Annotated in this window: 20 protein-coding genes and 1 pseudogene; 4 read left to right on the top strand and 17 right to left on the bottom strand. The window is 66.4% G+C overall.

Translation table 11 applies throughout. The features are described 5' to 3' along the window. Positions 1 to 108 precede the first annotated feature (108 nt). The 4 genes from ACH49N_RS31890 to ACH49N_RS31875 all read right to left on the bottom strand — a co-directional run bounded on the left by ACH49N_RS31890 (position 109) and on the right by ACH49N_RS31875 (position 3,686). On the bottom strand, positions 109 to 1,059 hold the full coding sequence (locus ACH49N_RS31890; RefSeq protein ID WP_317764011.1) for a UDP-glucuronic acid decarboxylase family protein: 951 nt from the start codon (positions 1,057 to 1,059) through the stop codon (positions 109 to 111). Positions 1,060 to 1,082: 23 nt separating this feature from the next. Next, positions 1,083 to 2,297, bottom strand: a complete 1,215-nt coding sequence (locus ACH49N_RS31885) for a glycosyltransferase (RefSeq protein ID WP_358276680.1) — start codon at positions 2,295 to 2,297, stop codon at positions 1,083 to 1,085. A 43-nt stretch (positions 2,298 to 2,340) separates the two neighbouring features. Continuing rightward, positions 2,341 to 3,312 carry a glycosyltransferase gene (locus ACH49N_RS31880; RefSeq protein WP_358276648.1) on the bottom strand — a complete coding sequence of 324 codons (972 nt, stop codon included), beginning with the start codon at positions 3,310 to 3,312 and terminating at the stop codon, positions 2,341 to 2,343. Between the two features lie 131 nt (positions 3,313 to 3,443). Continuing rightward, positions 3,444 to 3,686 carry a CsbD family protein gene (locus tag ACH49N_RS31875; RefSeq protein ID WP_109329899.1) on the bottom strand — a complete coding sequence of 81 codons (243 nt, stop codon included), beginning with the start codon at positions 3,684 to 3,686 and terminating at the stop codon, positions 3,444 to 3,446. Between the two features lie 216 nt (positions 3,687 to 3,902). Here ACH49N_RS31875 and ACH49N_RS31870 point away from each other — a divergent pair, with 216 nt between their 5' ends. Beyond that, the gene (locus ACH49N_RS31870; protein WP_159922358.1) at positions 3,903 to 4,730 is read left to right on the top strand and encodes an SDR family NAD(P)-dependent oxidoreductase; all 828 of its coding nucleotides are present in this window, start codon (positions 3,903 to 3,905) and stop codon (positions 4,728 to 4,730) included. A gap of 87 nt (positions 4,731 to 4,817) precedes the next feature. Here the strand turns inward: ACH49N_RS31870 and ACH49N_RS31865 are convergent, their stop codons facing one another. From ACH49N_RS31865 to ACH49N_RS31825, 9 genes are all read right to left on the bottom strand, one after another. Beyond that, positions 4,818 to 5,141, bottom strand: coding sequence for a hypothetical protein (locus tag ACH49N_RS31865; RefSeq protein WP_213572108.1), 324 nt, complete (start codon positions 5,139 to 5,141; stop codon positions 4,818 to 4,820). Between the two features lie 63 nt (positions 5,142 to 5,204). Next, on the bottom strand, positions 5,205 to 5,354 hold the full coding sequence (locus ACH49N_RS31860) for a hypothetical protein (RefSeq protein ID WP_201453577.1): 150 nt from the start codon (positions 5,352 to 5,354) through the stop codon (positions 5,205 to 5,207). 27 nt (positions 5,355 to 5,381) lie between these two features. Continuing rightward, positions 5,382 to 5,633 carry a hypothetical protein gene (locus ACH49N_RS31855; RefSeq protein WP_159922362.1) on the bottom strand — a complete coding sequence of 84 codons (252 nt, stop codon included), beginning with the start codon at positions 5,631 to 5,633 and terminating at the stop codon, positions 5,382 to 5,384. Further along, positions 5,630 to 6,088 (bottom strand): phage holin family protein, encoded by a 459-nt coding sequence (locus tag ACH49N_RS31850; protein WP_250768134.1) that lies wholly within the window; start codon positions 6,086 to 6,088, stop codon positions 5,630 to 5,632. Before ACH49N_RS31850 ends, ACH49N_RS31855 begins: the two co-directional genes overlap by 4 nt. A gap of 79 nt (positions 6,089 to 6,167) precedes the next feature. Then, a complete protein-coding gene (locus ACH49N_RS31845) occupies positions 6,168 to 6,404 on the bottom strand; it encodes a DUF3072 domain-containing protein (RefSeq protein ID WP_159922366.1) in 237 nt (78 codons plus the stop codon). Positions 6,405 to 6,531: 127 nt separating this feature from the next. Then, a complete protein-coding gene (locus ACH49N_RS31840; RefSeq protein ID WP_358276647.1) occupies positions 6,532 to 7,035 on the bottom strand; it encodes a DUF6328 family protein in 504 nt (167 codons plus the stop codon). A gap of 35 nt (positions 7,036 to 7,070) precedes the next feature. Continuing rightward, positions 7,071 to 7,787 (bottom strand): metallophosphoesterase, encoded by a 717-nt coding sequence (locus tag ACH49N_RS31835; protein ID WP_201453618.1) that lies wholly within the window; start codon positions 7,785 to 7,787, stop codon positions 7,071 to 7,073. Then, complete coding sequence (locus ACH49N_RS31830) at positions 7,784 to 8,044, bottom strand: BON domain-containing protein (protein WP_201453578.1); 261 nt, start codon at positions 8,042 to 8,044, stop codon at positions 7,784 to 7,786. The genes ACH49N_RS31835 and ACH49N_RS31830 overlap by 4 nt, the downstream gene beginning before the upstream one ends. Next, positions 8,041 to 8,631 (bottom strand): nucleotidyltransferase, encoded by a 591-nt coding sequence (locus ACH49N_RS31825; protein ID WP_201453619.1) that lies wholly within the window; start codon positions 8,629 to 8,631, stop codon positions 8,041 to 8,043. The genes ACH49N_RS31830 and ACH49N_RS31825 overlap by 4 nt, the downstream gene beginning before the upstream one ends. A gap of 204 nt (positions 8,632 to 8,835) precedes the next feature. Between ACH49N_RS31825 and ACH49N_RS31820 the strand changes: the two are divergent. Together ACH49N_RS31820 and ACH49N_RS31815 are read left to right on the top strand one after the other, a co-directional pair. Beyond that, positions 8,836 to 8,982 (top strand): annotated as a pseudogene (locus ACH49N_RS31820) (DNA topoisomerase IB); the annotation flags it as partial. A 178-nt stretch (positions 8,983 to 9,160) separates the two neighbouring features. Beyond that, on the top strand, positions 9,161 to 9,652 hold the full coding sequence (locus ACH49N_RS31815) for a hypothetical protein (protein ID WP_358276686.1): 492 nt from the start codon (positions 9,161 to 9,163) through the stop codon (positions 9,650 to 9,652). A 102-nt stretch (positions 9,653 to 9,754) separates the two neighbouring features. Here the strand turns inward: ACH49N_RS31815 and ACH49N_RS31810 are convergent, their stop codons facing one another. The 3 genes from ACH49N_RS31810 to ACH49N_RS31800 form a co-directional block, all read right to left on the bottom strand. Beyond that, positions 9,755 to 10,030 carry a GlsB/YeaQ/YmgE family stress response membrane protein gene (locus tag ACH49N_RS31810; protein WP_109329916.1) on the bottom strand — a complete coding sequence of 92 codons (276 nt, stop codon included), beginning with the start codon at positions 10,028 to 10,030 and terminating at the stop codon, positions 9,755 to 9,757. A 106-nt stretch (positions 10,031 to 10,136) separates the two neighbouring features. Next, positions 10,137 to 10,676, bottom strand: a complete 540-nt coding sequence (locus ACH49N_RS31805; protein WP_159922372.1) for a Dps family protein — start codon at positions 10,674 to 10,676, stop codon at positions 10,137 to 10,139. A 65-nt stretch (positions 10,677 to 10,741) separates the two neighbouring features. Continuing rightward, complete coding sequence (locus tag ACH49N_RS31800) at positions 10,742 to 10,864, bottom strand: hypothetical protein (RefSeq protein WP_358276646.1); 123 nt, start codon at positions 10,862 to 10,864, stop codon at positions 10,742 to 10,744. A gap of 497 nt (positions 10,865 to 11,361) precedes the next feature. On the opposite strand from ACH49N_RS31800, the gene ACH49N_RS31795 reads away from it, so the two are divergent. After that, positions 11,362 to 11,565: a cold shock domain-containing protein gene (locus tag ACH49N_RS31795; RefSeq protein WP_358276679.1), complete on the top strand. Its 204-nt coding sequence runs from the start codon at positions 11,362 to 11,364 to the stop codon at positions 11,563 to 11,565. 159 nt (positions 11,566 to 11,724) lie between these two features. Here the strand turns inward: ACH49N_RS31795 and ACH49N_RS31790 are convergent. Beyond that, positions 11,725 to 12,229 (bottom strand): IS3 family transposase (locus tag ACH49N_RS31790; protein WP_397504834.1); only part of this gene is annotated, 505 nt, incomplete at its 5' end.

Here is a 12,229-nt window from a genome sequence, read left to right as displayed (position 1 = left end):
CGTTGTGCTCGATTCGGATGACCAGCGTGGCACGGAACGGTGTCGCCCGATCTGGGTGGCGATTACCCCCGGAAAGGGACCATAAACACCTATAGGTGATTTACCCGTTCACGCCGCCGCGGAGCGCTCCGTGACCCATCGGACCGTGCGGCGCAGCCCCTCGTCGGCGCCGACGCGCGGTGCCCAGCCGAGCGCGCTCCGGGCGCGGGTGATATCCGGACATCGCTGCTGGGGATCGTCCTGAGCAGCGGGTATGTGCACGATCGGCGATCTGCTGCCGGTGAGATCGAGGATGCGTTCCGCCACGGACAGGACCGTCATCTCGTCCGGATTCCCGATGTTGACCGGACCCCGCTCCCTCGATTCGGCGAGCGCGCACAGGCCGGCGACGGTGTCGGTGACGAAACAGATCGACCGCGTCTGCCGTCCCGTCCCCGCCACGGTGATCGGTTCGCCGCGCAAGGCTTGACCGAGGAAGGTGGGGATCATGCGCCCGTCGGCGTCGCGCATCCTCGGCCCGTAGGTGTTGAAGATTCGCGCGATGGCGATATCGCAGAGCCCCGCACGGCCGTACGCCGCGCACAGCGCCTCCGCGTACCGCTTGGCCTCGTCGTACACACTGCGCGGACCCACCGGGTTGACATTTCCCCAATAGCTCTCGCGCTGAGGATGTTCCAGTGGGTCTCCGTACACCTCACTCGTCGAGGCGAGGAGGAACCGGGCCCCCTGCGCCACCGCTAGGTCAAGTCCGTTCTTCGTACCGTGCGACCCGGCCAGCAGGGTTTGCACCGGCAGTCGTTGATAGTCGACCGGCGACGCCGGCGACGCGAGGTGAAAGACGACGTCGACCGAACCGACGTCGGGAAACGGTTCGCTCACGTCGTGGTCGACGTACTCGAACAGGGGGGAGTCGCGCAGTGCCTGCACGTTGGCCGGAGTGCCGGTCGACCCGTTGTCCATGCAGCACACCGCTGTACCCGACCGGACCAGTTCCTCACACAGGTGGGAACCGACGAAGCCGGCGCCACCGGTGACCAATGCGCGTTCGAATCGTGTCATGAGCGTGTGGCCCCGGGTTCCGGTTACCGCGCGACGACGGAACCGGCGCCCTGCTCGGACGGGTTGATGCGCTGATAGGCCCGCACCGTGTCCGAGGCAATCCGATCCCAGGAGTACCGGGAACGGGCCCGGTCGTGACCGGCGGCACCGAAGGCGGCGCGCGCCGAGTCGTCGGCCAGTAGGCGTCGCAGCGCCGCTGCCAGCGCATCAGGATCCCGTGGGGGCACCAGCCGACCCGTTCCGCCGTCGACCACCGTGTCCAGCATGCCGCCCACCGCGGCGGCCACGACGGGAACGCCGCAGGCCATGGCCTCGACAGGGACGATGCCGAACGGCTCGTACCACGGCGTGCACACCACGGCGTCGGCCGAGCGCAGCAGGGCGGGCATCCGTTCCCGGCTGATCTGGCCGGGCATCAGGACGCGATCCCGCACCCCGAGCTCGTCGGCGAGGTGGAGCAGCCGGGCGGCCTCGGGGTCCTCGGCGAGGCAGCCGTGCGCGGGACCGCCCGCGATCACCAGCTCCACGTCGGGCAGCTGCGGGAGAGCGGAGATGGCGATGTCGAACCCTTTCCTGGGCACCAGCCGCCCCACGGTGACGAGCCGGTGACGCGCCCGCGTCGGTTCCACCGGGCCGGTGGGGGTGAACAAGTCGAGGTCCACCCCGCACGGCACAACGGAAACACTCGAACGGCGAAGACCCATCCGCACCAGTTCGAATACCTCGTCCGAGCAGGTGGCCACGATGCGGTCGGCGGCTTTCGCGAGATCGAGCTCGAGCCGAATCCTGTCGTGCGGGCTGGTGTCGGCATCACCCTGATAGCGACGTTTCACCACGCCCAGCGCATGAAACGTCTGCACCGTGGGCACGCCGAGGGGGCGGGCAGCGGACTGGGTGGCCAGTCCGGACATCCAGAAGTGGGCGTGGGCGACATCCGGTCGGTCCGCGGCCCAGGCGCCGCGCAGGTAGATCCCGAAATCGTCCATCCACGGCAGCAGGTCGTCCTTCGGGAGAACCCGGGGCGGACCCGCCGGCACGTGAACCACCCGATAACCGGCGGGAGTCGGGACCTCGTCGGGCAGCGTGGTCGAATCGCGACGGGTGTACACGGTCACTTCGTGTCCCATCCTGACCAGGCCGGCCGACAGTTCGGAGACATGCACGTTCTGTCCGCCGGCGTCAACGCCACCGAGAGCGGCAAGGGGACTGGCGTGTTCGGACACCATCGCGATTTTCATCATCCTCCGTCCCGGCTCGCGCCGTTTGTGTTGTGCGGGTGTTCTATTCGGAAGTCTCGGCCAAGAGTTCGTCCCACCGATCGAGGAAGGTGCCCAACCCGAAGTTCTGGAGGGCGAAGTCGCGCGCCGCCTTCCCGTACAACTCGGCCCGGTCCGGTTCGTGCACGAAATCGGCGACGGCGCGTGCGAGTACAGAGACATCGGCGGCGATGACTCCGGCCTCCGGCGGAACCGAAGTCGGCACCTCCGTCGATGCCACCGCCACCACAGGCATTCCGAGGTGCATCGCCTCGACGAGCGACAGCCCGAGCGAAGTCCAGCGCGCCGTGTGCACGAACACGCGTCGCCGGGCGACCTCACGGTGCAGTTCGGCGGTGAGCAGATCACCACATCCACGCACGCGACCTTCCGATCCGGGCGGTGTCCAGGTGTCCGTTCCGATTCCGAACACATCCACCGGCGCCGCCGCCGCGAGGGTCGGCAGCAGATCGCTGCCGGTCACCCGCCACCGTCGCTGCGGTTCGTTGATCATCGTCACGGCCCTCGGTAGTTCACCGGTGTAGAGGTGTCCCGGGTCGACGATCCCGTGGGAGATCACGTGCGTGCGGGCAGAACCGTTGTCCCACATCAGGTTATTGAAATGAGTGACGTGGACGATCGGTATGTCGGACTGGCCGGCGAGTGGATGCGGGGTGGTGGCGGCCCCGGCGGCGGGGGTGTTGTGTTCGAGATACAGTGCAGGAACGTCGCGTCCGGGCTGCCGCCCGAGCCATTCCTGCGCGAGTTCGAGTTCGTGTGGGCGCTGCAGGACCACGACGTCCACATTCGATCGGCGCAGCTCCTCGGGAGAGACCTCGCGGGCCGATTCCGGCCAGGGGCGACCGCAGCGGCCACGTCCCCAGTCCCCACCCTCCGGCAAGGTCGGGATCAGGTACCGGTGGCGGCCCTGAACGAACGCCGTGGTCCACGCACCGTGTACGTGCCACAGCACGATGTCGAGTTCGCGCTTCGGCATGCGTACAGAGTGTCCCGAAGAAGGAGAAGTAAACCGACCACCCCGGGAATGGGCGCCGCGAGGGGCGTCCCGACGCACGACTGCAGGCCCCGTGACTCCTCGGCCCGGGGCCTGCAGTCGAACTGCTCGTCCTATTTACCCTGCTCGGCGCGCTGCCGGGCTTCCTCGGCCGCCGCCTCGCCGCGTGCCTTCTCGGCTGCTGCTTCCTTCTCCGCGACTTCGCGCTGAGCCTCGGCCTTGTCCTGCTGCGCCTGCCCTTCGCGAGTCATGCCGTCGTTGCCGGTCACAGCTCCCGCTGCTTCCTTCGCTTTGCCCTTGACGTCTTCGACGACACCCTTGACACCCTCGGCCGGACCTGACTTGTCGTCTGCCACTGAGATGCACCTCCTGGTCGGTGGACGCGCGCACGGACAATCCCCGCACACACGCTCCGACTACCCGGGCGCCGTAGCGGCCAAACGACAGCGATCCCTTAGCGTGTGCTGCGTATTCGGCTCCCACTGAGGGGGACACCGCGCGTCCGGGGCCCGCTCCGCTTCTTATGCTGGGGCCGAGAGTAGAACCGCAAACCTCCTGTTAGGGGATCCACCGTGACAGATCCGGACATGCGCACGAACTCGGTGGCGGTCGTCACGGGTGCGGGGAGTGGGATCGGAGCAGGACTCGCCAGGACGGCGAGGCGGCGCGGTATGCAGCTGGTACTCGCCGACGTCGACGCCGCGGCCGTGCACGACCTCGCCGCGGAACTGGGCGGCGATACCATCGCCGTTCCCACCGACGTCGCGGATCCGGCGGCCGTGGACGCGCTCGCCGACGCCGCCTTCGAGACTTTCGGCCGAGTCGATCTGCTGTTCAACAATGCGGGCATCATGCGGGCCGGGTTCATCTGGCAACTCGCTGAATCCGACTGGGACACCGTGCTGGGCGTCAACGTGAGAGGCGTCGTCAACGGAATTCGAGCGTTCGTCCCCAGAATGATCGACCAGGACGGCACCAGTCGTGTGGTGAACACCGCCTCCGTCGGCGGATTCGCACCCGGACCGATGATGTCGCCGTACAGCGCGTCGAAGTTCGCGGTGGTTGCCCTGACCGAATGCCTGCAGATGGAACTGGCGATGGTCGAAGCCCCGGTGTCCGCAAGCGTCCTCGCACCAGGACCGGTGAACACCTCCGTGTTCGAGAATCCCTACGGCCGGGTGTCGCACCCCGCAGTCGAGCGGATGGTCACGCAGATGCGGGACCTGCTCACCACGCACGGCCTCGACACGGACACCTTCGCCGATCGGGTCTTCGACGGCATCGATCGCGGCGACTTCTGGCTCGCACCGCAGGGGGACCACCTCGACGAGATGGTCAGAGAACACACCGCCGGCATCCTCGAACGGCGAGAACCCCTGATACGGGGCTCTTTTCGCTGACTTCGCCCCGTCTCCAGCCGGGACAGTCACCGCCGCAACCGGGGGAGGGGAAATCCTCCGGTCAGCCGATAGGGGATACAGCCCGGATCAATGACCTTCCTGGTCGGTGAGCGATTCTCCGTCGAGGGCCTTGACTCGCTTGCGCTCGAGGAGCACGAGTGTGGCGCCGCCGATGAGGCACACCACACAGATGATGGCGCCGATCACGGCCCAGCCTTCGAAACCGTAACCTGCTCCGACCAGCGTCGCCCCGAGCGCAGCGATTCCGGCGGCGATCAGGAAATACCCCGGCCAGTTGCGACTGTCGGTGATCGCTTCCCCGGCGTGCCCGCGGATGGTCCGCGCGTCGTCCTGGGGACGCTCGTTCTCTGAGGGGCCCTTCCCGGCCCCGGTATCCGGCTGATACGTCACTGCTGCCGACCTCCTGTGCTCATGTGACCTCGTCTATACGGACGATCCGGTGACGCACCCGGCTCATTCGTCGGGGTCATCGGATCCCGCCGATTCCTCGGCCAATTCAGGCGCGTTCTCCCGGGTAGCCATGCCACCGTCCTTGCCCTGATCTGCAGGACCGGGCCGGCCACCCTTGGGTGTGTCCCGGTCGTCGTTCGTGTCCTTCTGCATCTGAAATACGCTCCTAGGGTGGAGATCTCAGTGGGCGTTCCGCCGCCGCCGTACCACCAGCAGCACGAGGAGGAGGGAAGCGACGACGCCGACCGCTGCCACGCGTTGCGGTTGCTGCTTGAGCGTCTCGATGTCGTGGCGTGCGTGCGCCTTGGCCCGCGAGCCGATATCGATCTTCTTGTGCAGAGCATCGACGGTGGCGGCCAGTTCCGCCCGCTGTTGCTCGACCGGGGGGCTTGGCGTGGGGACCTCGCCGTTCGGCTGCTGTGCCTCGGTCATCGGAAGCCCTCCTTGACGGTGTCGACGTCCGCCCGGACGCTGCGGGTGGTCTGCTCCGGAACGGGAGGCAGCGCGTTCTTGGCGCGACGCCCGCCGACGGCTGCGGTGATCGACCCCGCGATGATCAGCACGGCGGCCACGATCAGGGCGGCGAGCCACGGTTCGAGGGCTGTGGAGAGCCCGAGCACTGCCGTGGCAACGAGCGTCGCCAAGCCGAACAGCAGCAGCAGAAGGCCCGCTCCCGACACGCCGACGCCGATACCGACCCGTGTGCCTTTCTCCTTGACCTCCGTCAGGGCGTGACTCACTTCGGTGCGGACGAGTTGCGACACCTGCTCGGTGAGCCGCTCGACGAGCTGCACGGTCGACAGATCGTCGACGTTGTCCGAGCGGCCCGCCGGGGTGGAACCGGGCGAACCGGTCCGATGCGCATCACTGCGATGGATGTCCGTCATGTCACTGCTCCTTTCGTACTCGAACGCCTACCCGGCTGCCGACAGCACGAAACGCCGAGGCCAGCGCGCGTCGGCGGTCTCACGTGTCCGAGGAGTCCTCGCCGCGGGCGCCTCGCCCCGATCGTCGCTGCATGTCGTCGATCAGTTTCGATGCGGTGACCTTGGTCAGGTCGTCGGGAACGGTCTCACCCAGCTCCTGGGCGAGAGTGTGCAGGTAGGACCGTTGTGGCCCGGTCATCGGTTCGTCTCCGGTGATCCAGTCGTCCGGATCCTTCTCGGGGGTCGGCGACGGTCCGGAGGATTGAGAGTCGGCCATGCCATTCCTGTCTGCTCGTTCGGTTCGGTTCGGGATTTTTGACCCGAGGACGTGGCATCCGAACGATTGCCCGCCGGCCGACATTCCGAAACGGCCGTATCTGCCGGAGGGGGAATTGGCGCCGCGCTCACTTGCGGTGTCGCCCCTGCAGTATGCGGGCGAACAACCACAGTCCGAGAAACAGGGCCACGGCCACTGCGGCGGCGGCGACTCCGACGACGGGTGAGACGACGAAGCTGAAGATGAGCAGCACCACTCCGATGAGCGCCATCGCCAGTGTGGTGATCCCGCAGATCGCCAGCCGGTGCGCCACGGCAACCAGGTCGTACAGGGCGTGCAGGCGGAACAGCATCCGGTGAATACCTACCGGGGCGACCAACAGCATGGTCGATGTCACCGAGAGGGCGACGGTGACGAGGTAGATGAGAACCTCGGCGTCCGTGAGCTCCCCGAACCTTTCCTGGAAGGGCAGCGTGAGAAGAAACCCGGTGAGCAGTTGGACCCCGGTCTGTACGACGCGTAATTCCTGGAGCAGACCGTTCCAGTTCCGGTCCAGTCGTTGCGTCTCGGTCTCGTGGCGGGCGCGGAAATTCCAGTCCGCGTCATCGCGCTCCAATCGGCCACTGTCCATCCGTCATCACTACTCTCTCGGCGTACCGAATTCGTTCATTCCGTGTGAATTCCGTACACCGCGTAAGCGGAGTGAATCACGGGTTGGGCAACATTGCGCACCCGAACGCCGCCAGGGGTGGTGCCGCGTTCGCGTCCCGCGTGGGCGTGCCCGTGCACGGCGAGGTCGACACCGAACTCGTCGATCGGTTCGCCGAGGAGATACGACCCGAGGAAGGGATAGATTTCGGGGGGCTCACCGTGCAAGGTGTCGGAGATCGGCGAGTAGTGGGTGAGAGCCACCCGGATGTCGGTCTCGAGGGTCGACAGGGCACGGCGTAGCTCCGCGGCGACCTCCACGGTATGACCGGCGAAGTCCTTCATCTGCCGCTCCCCGAAGGCGCTCGCGCATTTGCCCGCGAACCCGCCACCGAACCCCTTGATTCCCGCTACGCCGAGGGTCTGACCATCCACCGCCACGGTGGCGGTGGTTCCTTCGAGAACGGTGATGTCCCGGCTTTCGAGGAGTGCGGTGATCTCGTCGGCGGCATCGCAGTGGTGATCGTGGTTTCCGAGAACCGCGATCACCGGAACGCCGAGATCCCGGAATTCGTCGGCGACCACCGAAGCCTCTTCGACGGTGCCGTGGCGGGTCAGGTCACCCGCGAGCAACAGCACATCGGCGTGTTCGTGGAGTTTGTCGAGTGCGGGACGAAGCAGACCGCGCGCGTCCTCGGCGAGGTGCACGTCACCGACAGCTGCAATGCGCATCAGTCGAGTTCCTCTCGGCCTGCCGGTTCACGATTGTCCACGACCTGGACATCGTTGCGCACCGACATGGTGGGAAGATGCTCGCGCACAACGACTTCCAGATCGTCCCTGCGGTGGGCGCAGCTCACTTCTCCGCTCAGGTAGACCTGGTTCGCGCGTACCGAGATTCGCACGCCGAGTTCGGACGTGCGTGGGTCCTCCGCGAGCGCGCGCCGTAGATGAGCGACAAGGTACTGGGGCGGCTGCTCTTCCGGATTCATGCGCTCTCCTCCGTTGCCGGCGGCGACTGATGGCCACTGCCCGTGCCGTCGGAGATGTGAAGGTCGCCGAGTAGTGCCAAAAATGCCCGGGCGTAAGGTGATTCGCCGGCGCTGAGCTCCACCTCCTGCCAATCGACCTGCTCGCGCAGATCTCGGGCGATACGCAGCAGCGGGACGAAGTCGCATCGGTGCGCGTCCAGCACGAGGAGTTTGTCGACCATGAGGTCGGTAGCACTGATCACCAGCGCCGCGGTGGGGCCGACCCGCATCCACGTCGCGCGTTCGAAGAGCTCGTCGGTGACGGGCTGGTAGTTGGGCCGGAAGACCAGATCGACCAGCACTTCACCGTCGTAGACCTTGACGAGCCAGTCCTCGGGCGGAACCACCCGGGTCATCCCGGCGGCTTCGAGGGCGCGCAGTGCGGACTCCGCGTCCTCCTCTTTCAGGAAGATGTCGACATCGTGATCGGACGGCGGTCCACCGCGCGCGTAGACGGCGCAGCCGCCGGCGACCGCGAACCTGATACCCGTGTCGTTCAGCGTGCTCACCACCTTGGTGAGCGTCTGGAGAAGTTCGGTCTCGTCCATGTCGAAATCCGGTCGCTTTCTGCCCGGGCAGCCTCCGATGCGGAAGATCGGCGGGCGTGCTGTTCACACCTCCTGTCCGCTACGGGTGCCCCGACTCGCGCCGCGCGAAACGTGGCGGTGAGAGGCGCCCTCGGCACGGGTATTGCGGGACTCCCGAAATCCGGGTGCACGAGGGTCGGGGCAGGTGACGGTTAAGGGGAGTACATGCGGTTGCGGCACAGTGACCCGTCCGGGCCGGGCATTCGCCGGCGGCGTCGGGGCCGGGGTTTCTCGTACGACGCACCCGACGGCGCGGCCGGAGTGTCGGACGAGGACCGATCGCGGATCGACGCACTGGTCATCCCGCGCGCGTGGCGCAAGGTGTGGATCTGCCCGCACCGCAACGGCCACATCCAGGCAGTCGGACTCGATGCTGCCGGTCGCCGTCAGTACATCTATCACGAGCAGTGGCGGCAGGAACGGGACGACGAAAAGTTCGACCGGGCGCTGACCATGGCGTCACGTCTGCCGGAACTGCGGGAACGGGTCGATGCGGACCTGTGCCGCCGCGGCCGTGGGCGGGAACGGGTGGAGGCGCTTGCCTTGCGGCTGCTCGACCGCGGTCCTCCGGATCGGCAGCGAGGAGTACGCCGAAACCAACGGGTCCCGCGGGGTCGCCACCCTGCTGCGGAATCATGTGGCCGTGAAGGGCGGGGAGATTCGACTCGACTTTCCGGCCAAGAGCGGAGTTCAGCGCACCCTGACCATCGAGGACGGTCCGCTCGCGACGGCGATCCGGTCGTTGCTGCGCACCGGGGCGCCGTCGGATCGGCTGGTGGTCTACCGGAAGGGGGGCCGCTGGACGGAGGTGCATGCCGACGACATCAACGCGCGCTTCAAGGAGTGTGGCGGGGGAGGAGTACACCGCCAAGGACCTCCGCACCTGGCACGCCACCGTGATCGCGGCAGTGACGTTCGCGGACCTCGGGCCCGCTGGCTCCAAACGGGCCCGCGCCTCGGCCGAAGCCGAGGTCATGCGTGAGGTGGCGGAGGTTTTGGGAAATACACCGCAGCACGTTCGGTGACACCGAAAAAAGGGGCCTGCCCATCCTCGGATGGGCAGGCCCCTTTACTTCGGTTGCGGTCAGCGGCGGGCGGCGGTGCGTCCGGTGACCAGCTTGACGAGGAACAGGAGAATCACGGCCCCGAGGAGGCAGGTGAAGAAGCTGAACCAGAGACCGCCCCCTTCGACGTCCACATTGAGCAGTTTGAGGAGGAAACCACCGAGCAGTCCGCCGATGATGCCGACGACGATGTTGAGGAGGATACCCATCTGAGCATCGGTCTTCATGATCTTGCTGCCGATCCAGCCGGCGAGTCCGCCGATGATGATCCAGCCGATAATTCCCAGTCCTAGCACGGAAGTGTCCTTTCGGAAGCGAGCGAGCCCGGTTCGGCCGGGATCACTCGGTCAGGTGACGCTCGAATAGGTGACGCGTGTTCGGGTCGGACAGAAATGCCGACGATCAACGAGCCTGCGCCGCGGCCTGCTTCTCCGAGTGTGCGCCTTCGTTGGCGAGTGACCCACCCGAATTTTCGAGATGAGCGCGAACGAACCACTGGAACTTCTCGAGTTCGGCGGTCTGCCCGATCAGCAGGTCCTCGGTGATGGGGTCGATATCGCCGAATTCTTCGATGGCCTTGCGATTGTCCTCGATGACGCCGGTGTAGACGAGATCGAGCGCGGCCAGGTGCGCCTGGGCGGTGTCGCGGCCGACCGAGTAGTCGTCCCACGTACGGTCCCGTCCGATGGCCGCGGGTGTGCCGTCCGGTGACTTGCCCAGGGCGGCGATACGCTCGGCGGCCGCATCCGCGTATCCGCGGACCAGTTCGACCTGCGGGTCGATCATCTCGTGGACGCCGATGAAGTTCGGCCCCACCACGTTCCAATGGATGTGCTTGAGCGTCAGGTGCAGATCGTTGTAGGCGCTGAGCCGTTTCTGCAGGGTGTCGGCGACTTGCGAACCCTGCTCCGCGGACAGGCCTGGCACGGTGAATTTCGACATTCTCGATCCTCTCGTTCGCTACTGCCGTGTACCGGCAACGGTGTCGGTTGCGCGGGGGACGTCGTTCAGGACGACGAGTCGGCGGTCTCGGTGTCGGTGTGCTCGAACATCCACTCGAGCCGGTTCTTCAACTCTTCCGTCGACAACGTCCAACTGCCGGCCCGGGTCGATCCGGCGGGCGTGGTCACCGCGTACCCCCAGGCCGCAGCCGCGAACCAAGTATGTGAACCCGCCCACCGCAACTACTGTGCTCCATCACGCCCGTCGTCCTTCCCGATTCCTGGAACCTCTCGTCGGAAGAACCGGGGTTCTTCCGTGTTCCCTTCAGATTCGAACGATACGACCGTACAACAAAATCTATATCTGTCAAAACAGATCTTGTGTGGGCGCGCATGCGAATGTCTTCTGATTGCGACGACAAGGTGGTGGCGGCCCAAAGATTTCGATTCGGCAACCTCTGCGCGCAAATGGCGCCCATTCCGCGTTTCGAGACCCTATCTTCGGGGGAATCGACAGCGACACGGTCGTGTCCGGTGTTCGGAGGAGGCGCAATGCTCAACGTAACTCTGCTGGTGGGCCTGCTGGGATCGAGTCTGTGGGTGGCGGCCGCGCTCCAAGGCATGGCCGACCGGAGGTCGGTGCGATGAGCACCGGAGATACGCTGTCACGCTCGACGGATCGGGGCCTGCGCTCCGGGACCGTGCGATGGTTCAACGCGGATCAGGGGTTCGGATTCATCGCCCCCGACGACGGGTCCGAGGATGTGTTCGTGCACATCTCCGAAATCGCCGGAGACGGCCATCGCTGCCTCGCCGACGGGCAAACCGTGCGGTTCGAGGTGTGCCGGACGGCGACGGGGGACCAGGCGCGCAACGTGCGGATCCGCTGAAGGGCCGGTTCGCGACAACGGGGTGCGGTCCGGGTTCGGGTTCACACCACCCGGGCGGGGTAACCGGCGGGGTGACGAAACAGCCGAATTCGACCCTTCGGAGGTAACAGTGCGCGAACATGCCCCGGGGCGTTCCCCCCGAGATGTGGACACCTATTTTTATGCGGCGGTGGCCAGCGTAGCCGATCGCCGTTCGAACTCGACCGGGCAGATCTGGCCCAGGCTCGAATGCCTCCTTCTGGTGTTGTAGCGCGTGATCCAACGGAAGACCGCGGCGCGTGCCTCACCCGCACTGTTCCAGCGCTTCCGGCCCTGCAGTGTCTCCCGTTTCAACGTCGCGTTCAGCGACTCGGCGGCCGCGTTGTCCGCCGACGTTCCGACTGCGCCCCGCGACCGGGTCACCCCCAACTCGCGACACAGGTCGGCGAACTCGGCCGATGCATACTGAGACCCGTTGTCGGAGTGGAAAATTGACCCATCGAGACCGGTGACGCCGCGCACGGCGGCCGCCGCCCGCAGCGCGTCGGTGACCAACTCGGTACGCATGTGATCAGCGATCGACCAGCCCGCCAACCGGCGCGAGCCCAGGTCCATCACCGTCGCCAGATACAGAAATTCACCGTCACCCACCGGGAGGTAGGTGACGTCGCCGACGTACTTGGTG

This window comes from Rhodococcus sp. NPDC019647 (assembly GCF_044389235.1).
Classification (GTDB): Bacteria; Actinomycetota; Actinomycetes; order Mycobacteriales; family Mycobacteriaceae; genus Rhodococcus_F; species Rhodococcus_F oxybenzonivorans.
This window is presented reverse-complemented; position numbering and strand designations above follow the sequence as displayed.

Coding starts and splice junctions, on each gene's coding strand:
- ACH49N_RS31890 (WP_317764011.1), bottom strand. CDS start 1,059: ATGACACGATTCGAACGCGCATTGGTCACCGGTGGCGCCGGCTTCGTC.
- ACH49N_RS31885 (WP_358276680.1), bottom strand. CDS start 2,297: ATGAAAATCGCGATGGTGTCCGAACACGCCAGTCCCCTTGCCGCTCTC.
- ACH49N_RS31880 (WP_358276648.1), bottom strand. CDS start 3,312: ATGCCGAAGCGCGAACTCGACATCGTGCTGTGGCACGTACACGGTGCG.
- ACH49N_RS31860 (WP_201453577.1), bottom strand. CDS start 5,354: ATGCAGAAGGACACGAACGACGACCGGGACACACCCAAGGGTGGCCGG.
- ACH49N_RS31855 (WP_159922362.1), bottom strand. CDS start 5,633: ATGACCGAGGCACAGCAGCCGAACGGCGAGGTCCCCACGCCAAGCCCC.
- ACH49N_RS31850 (WP_250768134.1), bottom strand. CDS start 6,088: ATGACGGACATCCATCGCAGTGATGCGCATCGGACCGGTTCGCCCGGT.
- ACH49N_RS31845 (WP_159922366.1), bottom strand. CDS start 6,404: ATGGCCGACTCTCAATCCTCCGGACCGTCGCCGACCCCCGAGAAGGAT.
- ACH49N_RS31840 (WP_358276647.1), bottom strand. CDS start 7,035: ATGGACAGTGGCCGATTGGAGCGCGATGACGCGGACTGGAATTTCCGC.
- ACH49N_RS31830 (WP_201453578.1), bottom strand. CDS start 8,044: ATGAATCCGGAAGAGCAGCCGCCCCAGTACCTTGTCGCTCATCTACGG.
- ACH49N_RS31825 (WP_201453619.1), bottom strand. CDS start 8,631: ATGGACGAGACCGAACTTCTCCAGACGCTCACCAAGGTGGTGAGCACG.
- ACH49N_RS31815 (WP_358276686.1), top strand. CDS start 9,161: ATGCGGACCTGTGCCGCCGCGGCCGTGGGCGGGAACGGGTGGAGGCGC.
- ACH49N_RS31805 (WP_159922372.1), bottom strand. CDS start 10,676: ATGTCGAAATTCACCGTGCCAGGCCTGTCCGCGGAGCAGGGTTCGCAA.